A 16,902-nucleotide genomic window follows, 5' to 3' on the forward strand; every position below is an offset into this window, starting at 1 on the left:
TTCATCGAACACGGCTTCACCATGAAAATTAATTTGAACGTCAACGGCCGGCTGCACCGGGTCGAGGCCGAGGCCGACAAGCCGCTGCTCTGGGTTCTGCGCGAGGATCTGGGCCTGACCGGCACCAAGTTTGGCTGCGGCGCGGCCCAATGCGGCGCCTGCACCGTGCATGTCGAAGGGGCGGCGCTGCGCAGCTGCGTGATGCCGGCGCAGGCCGTGGCCGGCAAGCACATCACCACCATCGAGGGCTTGTCCAAAGAGCGCAGCCATGCGTTGCAGCAGGCCTGGATCGCCGGTCAGGTGCCGCAGTGCGGCTACTGCCAGTCGGGCATGTTGATGGCCGCCGCCGCGCTGTTGGCCGAGCACCCTAATCCCAGCGACGCACAGATCGACGCGGCCATCACCAATCTATGCCGCTGCGGCACCTACCCCCGCGTGCGCGCGGCGATCCATTCGGCTGCGGCCGCGCTGGGAGCAAAAGCATGATGGCGAACAACTCCCAAAACCACCCGCTCGAAAATGAGCCGAGGCGCGACTTTCTGCGCTCCAGTTTCGCCCTCGGCGTCTGGACGCTGGCCGTGGCCGTACCGGCGGCCGAAGCGCAAACAGCGAGCCCACCCGCCCCGCCGCCCCCCCCCGCCCCGCCACCACTTCACAGCGGCCCCGGCTTTGCGCCCTGGTTGCGCTTCAGCCCCGATGGCCGCCTGACCTTGCTCAGCTATGTGGTCGAAATGGGCCAGGGCACGCATACCGGTGTGGCACAAATCGCCGCCGACGAATTGGACCTGCCGCTCGGTTCGATCGGCATCGAACAAGCCCCGGTGCAGCCCCGCTACGCCAGCCCGCGTCTCAAAAACTACGCCTCTTTTGGCAGCCTCGGCCTGGGCCTGAGCTATCGGGAGATGGGCGAGGTTTGCGCAGCGGCGCGGGCCTTGCTGATGCAGGCCGCAGCGCAGCGCTGGGCCGTGGCGGCGGATGCATGCCGCACCGAACAGGGTCAGGTCTTGCACCCGGATGACCTCACGCGCCTGCCCTATGCGCAACTGCTGGCCGAGGCGGCGCAGCTGAGCGCTGGCGCCAACATCAAACGCAAACCGCGCGCGAATTGGCAGCAGATGGGCCGCAGCCTCCCGCGTCTGGACATCCCCGCCAAGACCGACGGTTCGGCCATCTTCGGTATCGACGTACGCCGCCCCGGCATGCTGGTGGCGACGGTGCTGCATGCGCCGCGCTTTGGCGCCGCGTTGATCAGCGTGGATGAGCGCCCGGCCAAGGCGGTGGCGGGCGTGCGCAAGGTCGTCAAACTGCCGGGGGCCTTGGCCGTCGTGGCGAACAGCTATTGGTCGGCACAAAAAGGCTTGCAGGCGTTGAAGCCCAAATGGTCCGAAGGGCCGCATGGGCGCACCGACTCCGAAGCGCTGCGCTCCGAGATGCGCGCCGCAGCGATGCTGGGCCAGGGTGTGCCCTTTGACAAGCTGGATGACCCCCGCATTGACGACGCGGCGGCCGATGCAGCCGCGGCAACGGCCAAACATCAGTTGGACATCATCTACGAAGTGCCCTTTCTGGCCCATGCCACCATGGAGCCGATGAACGCGGTGGCCGAGGTCGGCGTTGGTGGCGTTGGTGGCGTTGGCGGCGCGACGCTCTGGTTGTCGACCCAAAGCGCACAAGACACCCAGCACAGCGTCGCCAAGGCGCTGGGACTAAAACCCGAGCAAGTCACCGTCCACCCGCAGCTGATCGGTGGCGGTTTCGGGCGTCGGCTGGAGAATGGCTTTGCGGTCGAGGCCGCCCTGATCGCCAAGGCGGTGGGTCATGGCAAGCCGGTGCAGATGATCTGGTCACGCGAAACCGATATGCAGGCCGGCGGCTACCGGCCGGCGGTGGCGGCGCGCTGGCGCATGTCGCTAGGCGCTGACGGCATGCCGGTGGCGCTGCGCGTCGATACGGCCAACCCATCCCTCTTGCGCTATAGCGACCTGAGCAATGGCTCACCGAGCCCCGATCTGGACTGGAGCGCCATCATGGGCCTGGCCCAGCACGACTACGAGGTGGGACCGCTGCAGGTCAAATGGACAAATGTGGACGCCGGCGTGCCTTGCGGTTATTGGCGTTCGGTTGGCGCCTCGCAAAACGGCTTTTTCTATGAATGCACGGTGGACCGGGCGGCCGCGCTGGCCGGCATCGAACCGCTTGCCTATCGTTTGAAGCTGCTGAGCAAGAAGCCGCAAACGCAGAAGCTCTTGAGCGCGCTGGCCGAGCGGGCCGGCTGGGGCAAGCCGCTGCCGGCCGGGCATTTCCGCGGCCTCGCCATGAGCGCGGGCAACTCGGCCCGCAGCGCCCACATCGTGCACATCTCGCTGCAAGGCAAGGGCCGCTTCAAGATCGAGAAGATCTATGCCGGCGTCGATGTCGGCGTGATGATCAACCCGCTGGCGGTCGAGACGCAGATGATGGGCGGAACCTTGTTCGGCCTCTCGGCCGCCCTGGCCGGCGAGATCACCTTGAAGGATGGCCAGGTACAGCAGAGCAATTTCAACAGCTATCCGCTCGTCGATATGGCCGGCACACCGCCGCTCGATGTGCTGGTGCTGGGCAATGGCGAACGCCCACGCGGTGTCGGCGAAGAAGGCCCGGCCTCGATCGGACCCGCCATCGCTAACGCCTTGTTTGCCGCCACCGGCGAGCCGATCACGCGATTGCCGCTGAACCGTGCCGGCTGGGAAAGGGTGCTGTGAGAGCACTGCAGGTTTTGGCCCTGGCCGGCAGCCTGCGCGCGGCTTCGATGAACCGATTGATGCTGGCCATGGCGGCCGAATGTGCGCCCGTCGGCATGAAGATTGACATTTTCGACGGCCTCGGCGATTTCCCCCTGTTCAACCCGGACCTGGAGGCGCCCGGCTGCGTCGAGCCTGCCTCGGTGGCGCGCCTGCGCTTGGCGATTGCCGGCGCCGACGCGGTCTTGATCGCCAGCCCCGAATACGCTCACGGCGTCAGCGGCGTGATGAAGAACGCGCTCGATTGGATGGTCGCTAACGGTGTCTTCGTGGGCAAACCGGTCGTGCTTTGGAATGCCTCGCCGCGCGCCTCGATCGCTCTGGCGGCGCTGCGCGAAACGCTCAGCGTGATGACGGCCGATCTGGTCCGCGAGGCGGAGCTGTGCCTGCTGATCCAAGGTCGCGACGGCTTGCTGCCGAGCAACCCCGACCCTTTGGCCATGCAGCAGGCACTGCTCAAGCTCAAGGCCAGGCTCTGCGAGCAGGCGGCTGCAAGCCTACTTTGAGACCTCGCCCCGTGCCGGCTCGACCGGAGCAGTGCGCCCCGGACCGGGCCAAGCACTGTAGATCGGCTGTGGCATCCGTACCGGTGTGATATCAAGGTAGAGATTGATCACCGTGTACTCCTCCGGCCCGTTTTCGTCGGTGCTCCAGGCATAGCTGCCCTTGCCCTTGTAGACGCGGAACAAGAAGCCCAGATCCGCGACCGGATCGTCGGCTCGGGCGCCCGCATCAAAGGTCAGGCCGCGCACCTCGCTGAGCGGGCTGTCGATCAGGTAGTTCATCGAATTGGAGATCGTGGTGTCGCCCAGCATATCGAGGTGGAACAGCGGCTCGGTGTAATAGGGTTTGTAGTCGGCGGCAGCGGGGTCGAGCTTGTCGCCGCGCAGCTTGATGGCGGACGGCGTGGTCGCGCGGGTCTTCATGCTGTAGTGATCGCCATGGTCGAGGTAGTTCAGCCGCGCATTGGTCAGGTTGAAGGCGCCCAGGGTTGGGTCGGTCTTCACATCACTCAAATCAACCAACATCGCGCCCTTGCCGCCAATCACCTCGATGTCATCGCCATGGATGATGGCGGCCGAGTTCTCGTCCACTCCCAGGCCGAGCTTGTAGCCCTTGGCCATCATCAAGGGGATCATGCGGCCGAAGCGGCCACGCTTCAGAAAATGCTGGTCGACAAACAGGTCCGGGCCGACAAAGCCCAGGCCGCGGTCGATCTGTTTGCCCTCGACCCATTTGCCCTTCATGATGTTGATGACGCTGGGCGCATCCCGGAACATCACCGTGCTCATGATGGCCGCTCCCGCGCTGGTGCCGGCGACGACGCCGCCCTTGCGGTAGACCTCCCAGATCGCTTCAAGCATCGGCGTCGGATGGCCGCCGGGCATCAAGACATCGACAATGCGCTCTTGCGAGCCGCCGGTGAAGAACACCCCGCGCGCGCCCTTGACCTTGTTGATCAGGGCCGGATCGCGCACCACCTTGTTCAAGTCAACCCAGCCAAACTTGGGCGCCACCGGCAAGGCCTCCGCCACCGCGCCGCGCCGATGCAGCATCTCGATCGCTTGCTTGGCGCTGGCCTCCGGGTCTTCCGACGCGGTGCCGAAGACGACAAAGCGCGCGCCCTTGCCGCCGGCCAAGGCGACGATGCGGCCCCAGACCTCTTCGTTGTCGGACTTCAGAGCCCCGCCGATCGGGATCGCGTAGCCCTTGATCAGCGGCTCCGCCTTGGCTGCGGCGGCTTGCGCCAGCGGCGCGCTCGGCAAGGCCGTGGCTGCGGCATTGGCCGAAGCCGCGCGGGCCGAAGCCGCAGGCGCTCCGCGCACCGCCTGCGCCGATGCCTGTTCGGCCAAGCCCAGCGACGCGGCAAGCAACAACAAGGCCAACAAACTGGACCCAAACGAATGAGCGCGGGAGCGGAAACTGGATCTGATGGTCATGGGGTCGGCGACGGATTTGCGAAAGTCCTATCAATGTAGCCCAGCGGCGAAATTTGCGCCCTCCCCCACAGGTGCGACCTGTCATATTTCCAGCCAAAACTTCCAGGCGAAGCCTTGCCCCTCGGCGATTTCGATCCTAATGCCGGCGTTGCGCGCATACGACTCCGCGAGTAAACCCCAGCAAAGCACAAAGGTCCACCTTCCTAGACTCGGGCGATTGCATCAAGGCTTGAAGCCAGGGAGAAAAAATGAGCATGGTGAGTCAGCCCAACTACCGAGTGAACAAAAGCCAGCGCTTTGCGCTGCGCGCCAGCAGCCACGCCGTCTTGCTGGCCCTGGCAAGCTTGCCCGCTTTGCCGGCATTCGCCCAACAAACCGACAGCGCGCCCGAGAAGAAACTTGAACGGGTAGAGGTGACCGGCTCGGCAATCAAGCGGCTGGCCGATGAAACCGCGCTGCCGATGCAGGTGATCAGCCGGGCGGACATCGTCAAACAGGGCTTGACCACCGCGTCAGAGATCGTCGCGCGTATCAGCGCCGCCACCAACAATATGACCGATGGCGGCAGCATCGCCTTTGGCGGCTTTCGCGACCAGATGGGCATGAACGGCGCAAACTTGCGCGGCCTCGGCGTGTCGTCCACCCTGGTGCTGCTGAACGGCCGGCGCATGGCCAATTTCGCCTCGCCGGGCGACTCCTCCGGCGTGGACCTGAACACGATTCCTGCCGCCGCAATTGAGCGGGTCGAGGTCTTGCTCGACGGCGCGTCGGCCATCTATGGCAGCGACGCGATCGGCGGCGTGATCAACTTCATCACCCGCAAGGACTACACCGGCATCGAACTCAACGCCAGCTACGGCAACAGCTCCGAGGGCGGCGGTGGCAAAAAGACCGCCTCGATTGGCGGTGGTCTGGGCGACTTCGACCGCGACGGCTTCAACATCTTTGGCGTGGTGGATCTGCAAAAGACCGCCAGCCTGAACGCCAATCAGCGCCAATTCATCAATGATCTGGATATTCCTGGCCGCCTGCCCGACCTGCTGTCCAGCGCCAGCTTCCCCGGCAATATGAGGATCAGCAACAGCCAACGCAGAGCGCTGATTGCGGATGGTTTCTCCACCAACGGCAAGACCGTCATCAGCAGCAAGACCATCAACCCGGCCGCGGCCAAGGGCTGCAATGCACCGGCTTCGCTGTATTTGCCCGAAGGCATCGGCGGCGTGGACGGCTGCACCTACGACTACATGCGCGATATCGAGCTGTATCCCAAGTCGGACAAGACCAGCCTGTTCGGCCGCGCCATCTTCAATCTGGGCGGTGGCCATCAGTTCTTCGCCGAGGCCGCGCTGAACCGCGCCAAGACCCTCTACTCCGGCACGCCCAACCGCGTCGACGCGGATATGGATGTCTCCAAGGTGCCCTCACTGGCCGGCACCCGCCTGGCCAAACTGGATGCCGATGACGAAGACCGCATCATCACCGTGCGCACACGCCTCAGCGAAGCCGGCCTGCGCACCAGCGAGCTGGTCTCGAGCGGCCAACGCTATGTGATGGGCGTGAACGGTCTGCTCGCCAATTGGGACTATGAGCTGGCCTACAACCACAGCGTCAGCACCGTTTCAGACCGCAACTATCAGGGCTATCTGAACGAGCAAATGATCCGCGACGGCTTCGCGGCCGGCACGCTCAACCCCTTTGGACCGTCCAATGCGGCCGGTCTGTCCTTGTACGACAAGGCGCAGATTCGCGGCGAGGTGCGCCGTGCCGTGGGCACCATGGACAGCCTGGACTTCAGGGCCTCACGTGCGCTCTACGCGCTGCCCGGCGGCGACCTCGCCCTGGCACTCGGCGGAGAATACCGCCGCGAGAAGCAGGACTATCACCAGTCCGAGGCCTTGGCCAAAGACCTGATCCTGGGTGAGACCTCGCAAGGCCCGGACGCCGACTTCGGACATTCGCGCAAGGTCGCCGCCGCTTTCGCCGAAATCAACGCCCCCATCACCAAAGAGCTGGAGTTGCAGGCCGCCTTGCGCTACGAGCGCTACCAGGTCACGGGCAACGCCACCAGCCCCAAGCTGGGCTTGAAATATGTGCCGATGAAGGAGCTGCTGCTGCGGGCCTCGGCCGGCGCGGGCTTCCGCGCACCAAGCCTGTCCGACCTGTATCGGCCGGTCAATCAAGGCACGGCCGCCACGCTGGTCGACCCGGTTTGCCTGGCCAACGACGGCAACGTCACCGACTGCTCGGACACCTGGACCACGCTGACCTATAGCAACACCCAACTCAAACCGGAGCGCTCCAAGCAGTTCTCGCTCGGCGCGGTGCTGGAGCCGCGGGCCGGCATGTCGTTCAATCTGGACTATTGGAATATCGAAAAGCGCGATTTGATCAGCACGCTGGGCGTGGATTCCATCCTGGCGAACCTCGACAAATACGGCGGCCTGGTGCACCGCGATGAAGACGGCGTGATCGACCACATTGATCTGCGCAAGGAAAACCGTGGCCGCCAAAAGATCTCCGGGCTGGACCTGGGCGTCACTCTGTCGGGGCTCAAAAGCAGCGTTGGCACCTTCGGCCTGCGGGCCAACGGCACCTTGACGCTGAACTCCGAGCAGCAAACCGGCAATGGCGACCCGTTCTATAGCAACCTCGGCCATTTCGTCAACGAGGGTGTCGTACAGCGCTGGCGCCATACGATCAGCCTGGACTGGGAGCAAGCCGACTGGGGTGTCACGCTGAGCAACAGCTATCTGTCGGGCTACACGGACCAAAGCATCTTCGGCAAGGTCGACCGCAAGGTGAAAGAATATTCGCTGTGGGATCTGACCGGCGCTTGGAGCGTCACACCGGCCATCACCCTGCGGGCCGGCGTCAAGAATCTGCTCGACACCTCGCCGCCCTTCTCCCAGCAGGCCTGGTTCTTCCTGTCCGGCTATGACCCCAGCTACACCGACCCCCGCGGACGCTTCCTCTTCCTCAGTGCGCAATACAAATTCCGCTGAAGCGATTCATCGCCGCGCCGCCTTGGGTTGGCTCGGCGGCTTGGCGCTGAGTCCCGCCTGGGCCACCGAGGCAAGTGAAAAAGCGCCACTGTCGGAACGCTTCGAAGCCTTGGCGGCCTTAGGGCCCGAGCTGCTGCGGGAGTTGCAGGTACCCGGTGCGGCACTGGTCTTGCTGCGAGAAGGCAAGCCGCTTTACTCGGCGCAGTTCGGACTGGCCGAAGCTGGCATGCCGAAGGCGATTCAGGCCGACACCGTCTTCGAAGCCGCCTCGATGAGCAAGCCCTTGTTCGCCTATCTGGCGCTGCATACGGTGCAGGCCGGACAGCTCGATCTGGACCGGCCGGTGCTGCATTACCTGCCGCAAGAGGTCTTCAAGCCGAAACAAGAATGGCAGCGCTTGATCACCGCCCGCATGCTCTTGACGCATCAATCGGGCCTGCCCAACTGGCGCAGCGCCGAAGACGAAGTGACGAATTCGCTGCGCATCGCGTTCGAGCCCGGTCAGCGCTTCAACTATTCGGGCGAGGGCTATTTCTATTTGCAGCGGGTGCTGGAGGCGATCTGGGGCGAACCCTTGCAGACCCGGGCCGAAAAGCAACTCTTCAAACCACTGGGCATGCGGCACAGCGGCTTCGTGCTGACGCCGCAACTGGACGGCTTGCGGGCCCGTGGCCACGATGTACAGGGTCGGATCTTGCCGGCCCAGGAGTACAGGCAAGCCAACGCCGCCTACACGCTCTACACCACCGCTGCGGACTACGCGCTATTTCTGGCCGAGATGCTCAAGCGCGATCGCAGCGCCGCTCATTCGTTGAACCCGGCCAGCCTGCAGGCGATGCTGGCCCACGCCACGCCTGCCACCGACCGCGCGCCCATCGCCAGGCCCGGTTTGGCCCAAGGTCTGGCGGTATTCTGGGGGCTGGGTTGGGGCATCAACACGACGGCGCAGGGCGATATCGCGTATCACACCGGCACCAACAGCAGCGGCTTTCGCAACTACTGCCAGTTCTCACCCAGTCGCGAGAGCGGCTTCGTGCTGATGAGCAATGGCCTGAACGGCAATCAGCTCTGGATGCGCTTGATGGCGCTTCAGGTGATAACTGACAACCAAGTCGGAGCAATCTAGCTCAGAGTCCGGTCTTTTCGCCAGCGTCCTTGATCACCACATTCTCTGACGGACGAGGGGCTTTACGGGGAATACGCGAACCGGTGACGATGTCGCCATCACCACTGCCGCTACTGACCGAGGAGCCACCCTGACCCGAGGCAGCATTCGTGCTCGCGCAACCCTGCAAAGTCACCACCGCCACCATTGCAAAACCCAAGCCAATCAATAATTCACGCATATTTTCTCCCTCGAAATCGATATATTCGACGCACCTATCTGCTGAGCGAAGCTTTGTATTGGATGCTTCGTCTTCAAGAGCAGTATTTGCGACCAGGCCCACACGCAGCAGGCACCCCTCCCAACTTTTGAGGGCTCCGCAGCCTAACAGCGCAGACCCGGCACCGGGAGATGCCGAAAGTCATGCCGAGACCAAAATCAAGCGTCGTTGACTATGCCCAGCTCGCTCGCCATCCGCTGCACCAGTGCCTTCAGGCTTTCCAGCTCGGCATTCATGCGCTGCTGCTCGGCGCGTAAAAAGGCCAGCTCATCGTCACGCGGTAGCGCGCTAACGCCCATTTCTTGCAGCACCTCGCCACACAAGAGGTGGGCCCAGCGGGCCTCGCGCGCACCCGGCGCGCGCGCCAGCTTGATGACATAGGCGGGCCGCGTTTCGCTCGGCTCAGCCAACTCTTCGAGAAAGCCTTCGACCGAAGAAAGATCGGCGAAGCGATGCAGACGCTCGGTGTGCAGGCGCAACTCGGCCGTGGTCAGCGGCCCGCGCAACATCAACAGCGTCAAGCAAGCCAAGGCCGCGCCCGGCACACCCAGGCCCCGCGCGCCGTTGTGCTCAAAGCGCAGCACCCGGTTGCCGCTGACGGTGTTAACCAGGTGCATGGACTTGAGGTCCTCCAGCGCCTGCAGCACGTCTGGCTCGGTCGCGTTCATCACCGGATCGCGTGCTGTCTTCTGGTTGCAGCCCAAGGTCAAGGCGTTCAGAGACAGAGGATAACTATCAGGTACGGTGGATGCCTTTTCAACCAGCACCGCCAACACACGCGCTTCCAAGGCGCTCAGGGTTCGCAAACTCATACTGGCCTAAACGCCAAAGCCATCATCGGCCTGAATGATCGCGCCGTTGATGAAGTGACTCTCGTTGGCACACAGCATCAGCAAGGAGGTGTCCAAGTCTTGCGGTTGGCCGACGCGCTTGCGGGGCAGCAACTCGACCAGCTTCTTGCCCTGCTCGGTGCCCCAATGGTGGTGATTGATCTCGGTGTCGATATAGCCCGGGCAGATCGCGTTGACGTTGATGCCGTATTTGCCCCATTCCAGCGCCATCGCGCGCGTCATGTGGATGACGGCCGCCTTGCTCATCGAATAGACGCCGATCTGGCTCAGCACCCGCAGGCCCGCCATCGACGCGATGTTGACGATGCGCCCGCCGATAAAGGTGCCGGGCGAGCTGCCCTTGGCGCGCCCCAACATCCGTTTGCCCACCTCTTGCGCGACGAAGAAAGCACCGCGCACATTGGTGTCCATCACATAGTCGTAGTCATCGCCGCTCACCTCAGTAAGCTTCTGGGTCGTGCTGACGCCGGAGTTATTGACCAAGATATCGATCGTGCCGACCTCGGTCTCGGCATGGGCGACGGCCGACTTGATGCTGTCCAGATCGGTCACGTCCAGCGTCACCACATGAGCATCACCGCCATTGCCTTCGATCTCGCTGCGCAAGGTCTTCAAGCGCTCGGTACGCCGGCCCGCCAACACCACGCAGGCGCCGGCCACCGCCAGGGTCTTGGCAAACTGCGCGCCGAGGCCGCTGGAGGCCCCCGTCACCAGGGCCACACGGCCCGACAAATCGATGCTGTAACTCATGTCCAATACTCCTGAATCGCTGTTGGGAAGATTAGCACGCTGGCCGCTATGGACATCAAAATTGCTTGACTAGACTGCCGCCACCAATCAAAAAAGCACGATCGTTCTATTTCAATTTATGACCAGTAGAATGCGGGCCAATTGCTCATAGACGAGTGGGTGCCCAGCTTGCGGGCCCACAAGAACAACCAAGCCAAAGGATGGACATGACCAGCTCCGCATTTGTTGCGCAATACGGCCCACGCGAAAGCATGGACTACGACGTCGTCATCGTCGGCGGAGGCCCCGGCGGCTTAGCCGCCGCGATCCGGCTGAAGCAGTTGGCGGCAGCGCAAGCGCGCGAGTTGTCGGTCGTGGTGCTGGAGAAAGGCTCGGAGCCGGGCGCGCATATTCTGTCCGGCGCGGTGATGGACCCGCGCGCGCTGACCGAACTGATCCCCGACTGGCAGCAGCTCGGCGCGCCGCTGAAGCAGGCTGTGACGGCCGATGAGGTCTTGTTCCTGAACGAGACCGGTGCCACCAGCACGCCGCAATGGCTGATCCCCGATTGCTTTCACAACCACGGCAACTACGTCATCTCGCTGGGCGCGGTAACCAAGTGGCTGGGCGAACAAGCGGAAGGCTTGGGGGTCGAGATATTCCCGGGCTTCACGGCCGCCGAGATCGTCTACGGCGAAGACGGCTCGGTGCGCGGTGTCGCCACCGGCAATCTGGGTGTCGGCAAGGACGGTACCCCGCATGATGGCTTTCAACTCGGCATGGAGTTGCTCGGCAAGTACACGATCTTTGCCGAAGGCGCACGCGGCCATCTGGGCAAGCAGCTGATTGCGAAGTTCGGCCTCGACGCCGGCAAGGATCCGCAGAGTTATGCGCTGGGCATCAAGGAGCTGTGGGAAGTGCCGGCCGCGCAGGCCAAGCCCGGCTTGGTCGTGCACACCGCCGGCTGGCCGATGGACGGCGACACCTATGGCGGCGGCTTCCTCTACCACCTGGAAGGCAACCAGGTCACGCTCGGCTATGTGGTCGGCCTCGACTACAAAAACCCCTGGCTTTCGCCGTTTGAGGAAATGCAGCGCTGGAAGACTCACCCCAGCATCCGCGCCCATCTGGAGGGCGGCAAGCGCATCAGCTACGGCGCCCGCGCGATCACCGCCGGCGGCCTGCTGTCGCTGCCCAAGACGGTATTCCCGGGCGGCGCCTTGGTCGGCTGCGACGCCGGCTACCTGAACGCCTCGCGCATCAAGGGCAGCCATGCGGCGATCAAGACCGGCATGCTGGCGGCCGAGGCTGCTTTCGAGGCCGTGGCGGCCAACCGTCAACATGACGAGTTATCCGCCTACCCGGCGGCCTTCGAGCAAAGCTGGCTGCATGCCGAGTTGAACCAGGCGCGCAACTTCAAGCAATGGTTCAAGAAGGGCAATACCGTCGGCACCTTGATGACCGGCATCGAGCAATGGCTGCTGCCCAAGCTCGGCATCAAGAGCCCGCCCTGGACCATCCACCGCAGCGTGCCCGATCATCTCTATCTGAAGCCGGCGGCCGAATGCGCCAAGATCGACTATCCGAAGCCGGACGGCAAGCTGACTTTTGACCGGCTGTCCTCGGTGTTCGTGTCCAACACCAATCACGAAGAGAATCAGCCGGCGCATTTGACGCTGAAAGATGCTTCGGTGCCGGTGGCCATCAACCTGGCCAAGTTTGCCGGCCCTGAGAGCCGCTACTGCCCGGCCGGTGTGTATGAGTTCATCAAGACCGACGCCGGCGCCGACAAGCTGCAGATCAATGCGCAGAACTGCGTGCATTGCAAAACCTGCGACATCAAGGACCCGACGCAGAACATTGTCTGGATCACGCCCGAAGGCGGCGGCGGGCCGAATTACGCGGGCATGTAAGCCGCGCTTCAAGCCACTCATTCATGCTCAAGCCATTCATTCACGCCCTATTCACAAGCCAGCGCGGGCGCAGCTTTTGGCGGGCCACTTTCTTTCTGCTGCTGGTCGTGATCAGCTATCTGGCATTGGCGCCTACGCCGCCAAAAGGTCTGAGCAGCGGCTGGGACAAGCTCAACCACGCCATGGCCTTCGCCAGCCTGGCCTTTTGCGGCCACTGGAGTCTGAACCATCGGCGCGCGCGCTGGCTGGCTTTGCCGCTGGCCTTGCTGGCCTATGGCGGCGCGATCGAATTGCTGCAGCTTCAAATACCTGGCCGCGACGGTGAATGGCTCGATCTGCTGGCCGACGCTATCGGCATCTCCACCGGCTTGTGCGCAGCAGCGTCTCTGAACGCGATGAACAAGGCATAGGGGCCGGAACTTCATGCGGTTTTTTTGAATTTGGGCTACCGTATGCTCGCCCCGCCTCCCGGAGACCGACGCGTGAGACCTGACCCCAACGACCAGATTGACTACAACAGCCGCAGCAAGAAAGCCCGATTTCTGCAAGGGCCGCTGCGCAGCGGCCTGCGCTTGGCTAGTGATCTCCTCGTCAGCAAAGGCAAGGCATGACCCCGCCCACGCTGATGAAACCCCTTACCGAGCAAGGCTTTGCGGCCGACTTGCATCGCGCCTTGGCCCAGCCAACACGCAGCATCTCGCCCAAGTACTTCTATGACGAACTGGGTTCGGCTCTGTTTGAGCAAATCTGCGAGCTGCCAGAGTATTACCCGACCCGCACCGAGTTCGCCTTGCTGCGCCAGCATGGCGCCGAGATGGCCGAGCTGATCGGTGCCGACGCGCAGCTGATCGAATATGGCGCCGGCGCCCTCGGCAAGGTCCGCCTGCTGCTGGCGCATGTGGAGCGACCACAAAGCTTTGTGCCCATCGACATCTCGGGCCCGCATCTCTTGCAGGCCTGCGCCGCGCTGCAAGCCGAACACCCAGCCTTGAAGATACTGCCGGTGGTGGGAGACTTCACTCACGCTGTCGCTCTGCCCGCCGCTCCCGAGCCCGGAGCGGGCCAGCGCGTCGGCTTTTTCCCAGGCTCCAGCGTAGGTAACTTCACGCCGCCACAAGCCCTCAAGTTTCTCGCCATGACGGCCGAGCAATTGCGCGGTGGCGGCTTGCTGATCGGGGTCGATCTGATCAAGGATCCGGCGCTGCTGCACGCCGCCTACAACGACAGCCAAGGCGTGACGGCGCGCTTCAATCTCAACCTGCTGGAACGCGCCCGGCGCGAATTCGGCGCGCAATTTGCGGCCGATGGCTTTAGCCACAGCGCCTTCTATAACGCGCCATTGCGACGCATAGAAATGCACTTGCTGAGCATGCGCCGGCAGATCTTCAGTCTACAGGGCATCGATTATGAATTTGATGCCGGCGAAACCCTGCACACCGAGAACTCTTACAAATACAGCGTCGCCGGCTTTCAGGCGCTGGCCGAGCGGGCCGGCTATCGGCCCGGCCCGGTCTGGACCGACGCACAAAACTGGTTCAGCCTGCATTGGCTGCAGGCGCCGCCTCGCTGAAGGCGCTGCATTTGGAGGGCTTGGGTCCATCGGCAGGCCCCGAAACGACCGCTCGGATTAAGCTACAGCCAATCGGCCAGTCGGCCAGATCAAGCCGCAGGACGAGATCTGCTGACCCATTTGCTGCTGCCTTCCTCAAAGCGATGGGTCAACATAAAGCGGTCGGTTTCCATTTGCATTTGAGCGCTGATGATTTGGTTGACAAGCCGGGGCGCGCCCTGAACAGGGGCCCAAGTCCCGAGACTGTCATTCCATGTATTCAAGGCCAAGAACTGCTCGCGCAATGCGCTCGCCGCCTCGCGGAGAGCAAGCACTTTGGGCAAGTCGAAGCCAGGCTTTTCGGTCCAGACGCTGTTCAACGGATCCCAGTCGTGAACTGCCAGAAACAACTCGGTCTCGGTAATCACCTGTTGGCGGGTCAAGCCGGGGCCTTGCGCCTGTGCCGGCCCGGTCAAGGAGATGAGCAAGCTGCTCAAGGCTAGACAGGCGATGCTAATTTTTTTCATAAGGTAATGCTTCAGAGATCGGCTTGGATCTATCGGTTTTCGGGAAAGTTCAAAGGGCCGCGCAGCCACACATGCAAAGACTGTGCGCCGCCCTCAATGCGCAGAACTCTACGGTTAGCTGATTGCCGGGGCCGAAGCTTAGGTCAAGCCAACTTCGGCCACAACCCCTCTTTCGGGGGTAAACCCGCACACACGGAATACCGCTGTTTTGGCGGCTTAGTCACCAAGCCTTCACATATGTCGGCCATGCTTGGTTTTGCGGCATGTCGCCGTAACACCTTATCTGAACGGAATATCAAGCCATGAGCCAAGAGCAAACGCTGGACAGGTCGGTAAACAACGCCGCCGAGCTGCAGGATGAATTCCATGACGACGAGCTGGACTCGATCGGCGACCACCACCGGATGGCGGCCCACCACTTTTCGCTCGCGGCCGAACACCATATTGCCGCCGCAGCGGCCGATGACGACGGTGACGACGAAGCCAATGCACGCCACGCCTACCTGGCTTATCGCCATCAACTCAATGCGGTGCAGTACGCCGAAATCGCCGCGCTCGACAATGATTGCCTGGATGACACGCTGATCGGCTAAGCCCAATAAAGGCAAAAAAAACCTGTGAACCGGCCCGCATTGGTGTTTGAGCCGTTTCACAGGCACCTTGTGAAGGTCGAAGTTGATGCGGTCAACTGAGCAGTAAGGTCCGCATCGGCCGGGCCCTTGAGGCGCCCTATTTTTAAAAAGTCTAACCCTCCTATTTAGCTGAATGATTGAGGCTGGCCTGCATCTTGGCCGCAGCCTCCGCCGGGCTCAGCTTGCCGGCCAGCACCTGGCTGTGCACGGCCCAAAAATCGGCCTCCAATGTCGGCCGGCCACGGTTAAGAATCTGGGCATTTAGGCGAATCGTCGATGCACAGGACTTGCGCCAATCCATCATCTGTTTGGCGACCGGGTCGAGCACCGGCACCAGGTGATTGGACAAACTGAAAAAGCCCGTCACCTTGTTGGTGTACAGATCGGCGAACTCCTGCGACGCCATCCAAGTCAACAGTTTGTAGGCATCCTCCTTGTTTTTGGACCTCGGATTGATGCCGATACCGATGTCCGAGTGATCGGAGATGTGGCAGACACCCCCCGCCTTGGGCACCGGCGGTGGGAAGGCGCCAAAGTCCAGGCTCTGCGCACGGATCGGGCCAATGTCCCAAGAGCCGGCCGGGTACACCGCTGCACGACCGAGGCCGAACAGACTTTGAGAGTCGGCATTGGTCTGCGTCGACGCGCTCTTGCTCAGATAGGTTCGCAACCTGGCCATCAATGTCCAGACGGTCTCGAATTCGGCGTCGGTCAGTTTCTTTTTTCCAGAGATCAAGGCCTTGCGACCGGCCTCGCCCTGCCAATAGGCGGGGCCCATGCCATTGAAGATCACCTGGTGGGTCTCCCATTGATCGGCCAAACCCAGGGCCAGGGGCGTGTACTTGCCTTGACTTTTGACGACCTCCAGCAGCCTGAAGAATTCAGCCTCGGTGCTGGGCGGTTGCAGGTTGAGCTCGGCAAATATCTTCTTGCTGTAGAAGAAGCCATGGATCACCGAGGCGATCGGCATGCAATAGGTTTCGCGGCCATCATCGGTCTGCCAGGCCAGCTTGGCCGAGGCCGGAAAGTCATCGAGTTGGGCGCGGCCTTGTCCATCCAAACGCTCCAGCAAACCTTTTTTGTACAGATTCAAGGAGGCATCAAAAGGGCGGCAAGTGATCAGGTCACCGGCCGTGCCCGCGCTCAGACGTTGCTGCAGACCGGCGTCGTATTCGGTCGGGGCCGTCGGCGCGAACTTGACCGCCAGGCCAGGATGCTTGCGCTGAAAGGCCGGAATCAGCACCTCCTCCCACAGCACCTTGTCGTCAACCCGCCAGCTCTCGATCGTCAGGCCTGCGGCCAGCGAGCTCGCCGGAGAAACCAGCGCGCCCACATAAAGCAGACCAGCGAGCAATCGATGTTGGATGAGCATGAGTAGCCTGGCGACGCGCGCTGCGCGGCAGTTGAATTGCCTGCACGATAAATTTATCGGCCCTGTAACGCAATCTGCGCCAGCGCTGCATGTCAAAAACGAAGAAAACACGGTCGTTGTCAGCCTCCCACTAACACCTCATTCAGTCAGATACCACGAGATACCTTGCGAGCCGGGCTGGCCGCGCATTGCTGCATCGGCGCCAGCTCATGGCCAACCGCG

General features: G+C 62.7%; 16 protein-coding genes. 10 read left to right on the top strand and 6 right to left on the bottom strand.

Annotation, left to right across the window (positions count from 1 at the left end; all coding sequences use genetic code 11):
• The first annotated feature begins 27 nt into the window (after window positions 1–27).
• From LNV07_RS05955 to LNV07_RS05965, 3 genes are read left to right on the top strand one after another with little or no spacing between them, the layout of a single operon-like run.
• Window positions 28–486: a (2Fe-2S)-binding protein gene (locus LNV07_RS05955; protein ID WP_318013687.1), complete on the top strand. Its 459-nt coding sequence runs from the start codon at window positions 28–30 to the stop codon at window positions 484–486.
• The gene (locus LNV07_RS05960; RefSeq protein WP_263570248.1) at window positions 483–2,741 is read left to right on the top strand and encodes a xanthine dehydrogenase family protein molybdopterin-binding subunit; all 2,259 of its coding nucleotides are present in this window, start codon (window positions 483–485) and stop codon (window positions 2,739–2,741) included. Before LNV07_RS05955 ends, LNV07_RS05960 begins: the two co-directional genes overlap by 4 nt.
• Entirely contained in the window at window positions 2,738–3,286 is a 549-nt protein-coding gene (locus LNV07_RS05965; RefSeq protein WP_263570249.1) for an NADPH-dependent FMN reductase, read from the top strand. Before LNV07_RS05960 ends, LNV07_RS05965 begins: the two co-directional genes overlap by 4 nt.
• Here LNV07_RS05965 and LNV07_RS05970 read toward each other — a convergent pair.
• Window positions 3,278–4,720: a cyanophycinase gene (locus LNV07_RS05970; RefSeq protein WP_263570250.1), complete on the bottom strand. Its 1,443-nt coding sequence runs from the start codon at window positions 4,718–4,720 to the stop codon at window positions 3,278–3,280. The two genes, LNV07_RS05965 and LNV07_RS05970, sit on opposite strands and share 9 nt — an antisense overlap.
• Before the next feature lie 248 nt (window positions 4,721–4,968).
• Between LNV07_RS05970 and LNV07_RS05975 the strand changes: the two genes are divergently transcribed.
• Both LNV07_RS05975 and LNV07_RS05980 read left to right on the top strand, forming a co-directional pair.
• Window positions 4,969–7,722, top strand: coding sequence for a TonB-dependent receptor (locus tag LNV07_RS05975; RefSeq protein ID WP_263570251.1), 2,754 nt, complete (start codon window positions 4,969–4,971; stop codon window positions 7,720–7,722).
• Window positions 7,700–8,848: a serine hydrolase domain-containing protein gene (locus LNV07_RS05980; protein WP_263570252.1), complete on the top strand. Its 1,149-nt coding sequence runs from the start codon at window positions 7,700–7,702 to the stop codon at window positions 8,846–8,848. The genes LNV07_RS05975 and LNV07_RS05980 overlap by 23 nt, the downstream gene beginning before the upstream one ends.
• 1 nt (window position 8,849) lies before the next feature.
• Here the strand turns inward: LNV07_RS05980 and LNV07_RS05985 are convergent, their stop codons facing one another.
• The 3 genes from LNV07_RS05985 to LNV07_RS05995 all read right to left on the bottom strand — a co-directional run bounded on the left by LNV07_RS05985 (window position 8,850) and on the right by LNV07_RS05995 (window position 10,708).
• On the bottom strand, window positions 8,850–9,068 hold the full coding sequence (locus LNV07_RS05985) for a hypothetical protein (protein ID WP_263570253.1): 219 nt from the start codon (window positions 9,066–9,068) through the stop codon (window positions 8,850–8,852).
• 197 nt (window positions 9,069–9,265) lie between these two features.
• Window positions 9,266–9,919: a YceH family protein gene (locus tag LNV07_RS05990; protein WP_263570254.1), complete on the bottom strand. Its 654-nt coding sequence runs from the start codon at window positions 9,917–9,919 to the stop codon at window positions 9,266–9,268.
• Window positions 9,920–9,925: 6 nt separating this feature from the next.
• Window positions 9,926–10,708, bottom strand: a complete 783-nt coding sequence (locus LNV07_RS05995) for an SDR family oxidoreductase (protein ID WP_263570255.1) — start codon at window positions 10,706–10,708, stop codon at window positions 9,926–9,928.
• A gap of 206 nt (window positions 10,709–10,914) precedes the next feature.
• Between LNV07_RS05995 and LNV07_RS06000 the strand changes: the two genes are divergently transcribed.
• From LNV07_RS06000 to egtD, 4 genes are all read left to right on the top strand, one after another.
• Window positions 10,915–12,600: an electron transfer flavoprotein-ubiquinone oxidoreductase gene (locus LNV07_RS06000; protein ID WP_263570256.1), complete on the top strand. Its 1,686-nt coding sequence runs from the start codon at window positions 10,915–10,917 to the stop codon at window positions 12,598–12,600.
• 23 nt (window positions 12,601–12,623) lie between these two features.
• Window positions 12,624–13,010, top strand: a complete 387-nt coding sequence (locus tag LNV07_RS06005) for a VanZ family protein (RefSeq protein WP_263570257.1) — start codon at window positions 12,624–12,626, stop codon at window positions 13,008–13,010.
• A 72-nt stretch (window positions 13,011–13,082) separates the two neighbouring features.
• The gene (locus LNV07_RS06010; protein ID WP_263570258.1) at window positions 13,083–13,211 is read left to right on the top strand and encodes a hypothetical protein; all 129 of its coding nucleotides are present in this window, start codon (window positions 13,083–13,085) and stop codon (window positions 13,209–13,211) included.
• Between the two features lie 14 nt (window positions 13,212–13,225).
• Entirely contained in the window at window positions 13,226–14,170 is a 945-nt protein-coding gene (gene egtD, locus LNV07_RS06015; RefSeq protein ID WP_263570259.1) for an L-histidine N(alpha)-methyltransferase, read from the top strand.
• A gap of 89 nt (window positions 14,171–14,259) precedes the next feature.
• On the opposite strand, the gene LNV07_RS06020 is transcribed toward egtD, so the two are convergent.
• Window positions 14,260–14,676, bottom strand: a complete 417-nt coding sequence (locus LNV07_RS06020; RefSeq protein ID WP_263570260.1) for an RNA-binding protein — start codon at window positions 14,674–14,676, stop codon at window positions 14,260–14,262.
• Window positions 14,677–14,978: 302 nt separating this feature from the next.
• Between LNV07_RS06020 and LNV07_RS06025 the strand changes: the two genes are divergently transcribed.
• The gene (locus tag LNV07_RS06025) at window positions 14,979–15,269 is read left to right on the top strand and encodes a hypothetical protein (RefSeq protein WP_263570261.1); all 291 of its coding nucleotides are present in this window, start codon (window positions 14,979–14,981) and stop codon (window positions 15,267–15,269) included.
• A gap of 160 nt (window positions 15,270–15,429) precedes the next feature.
• On the opposite strand, the gene LNV07_RS06030 is transcribed toward LNV07_RS06025, so the two are convergent.
• Window positions 15,430–16,680, bottom strand: a complete 1,251-nt coding sequence (locus LNV07_RS06030) for an ABC transporter substrate-binding protein (RefSeq protein WP_263570262.1) — start codon at window positions 16,678–16,680, stop codon at window positions 15,430–15,432.
• Window positions 16,681–16,902 lie beyond the last annotated feature (222 nt).

Origin of the sequence: Roseateles oligotrophus (genome assembly GCF_025717515.1) — a bacterium.
GTDB classification, from domain to species: Bacteria; Pseudomonadota; Gammaproteobacteria; order Burkholderiales; family Burkholderiaceae_C; genus Paucibacter_A; species Paucibacter_A oligotrophus.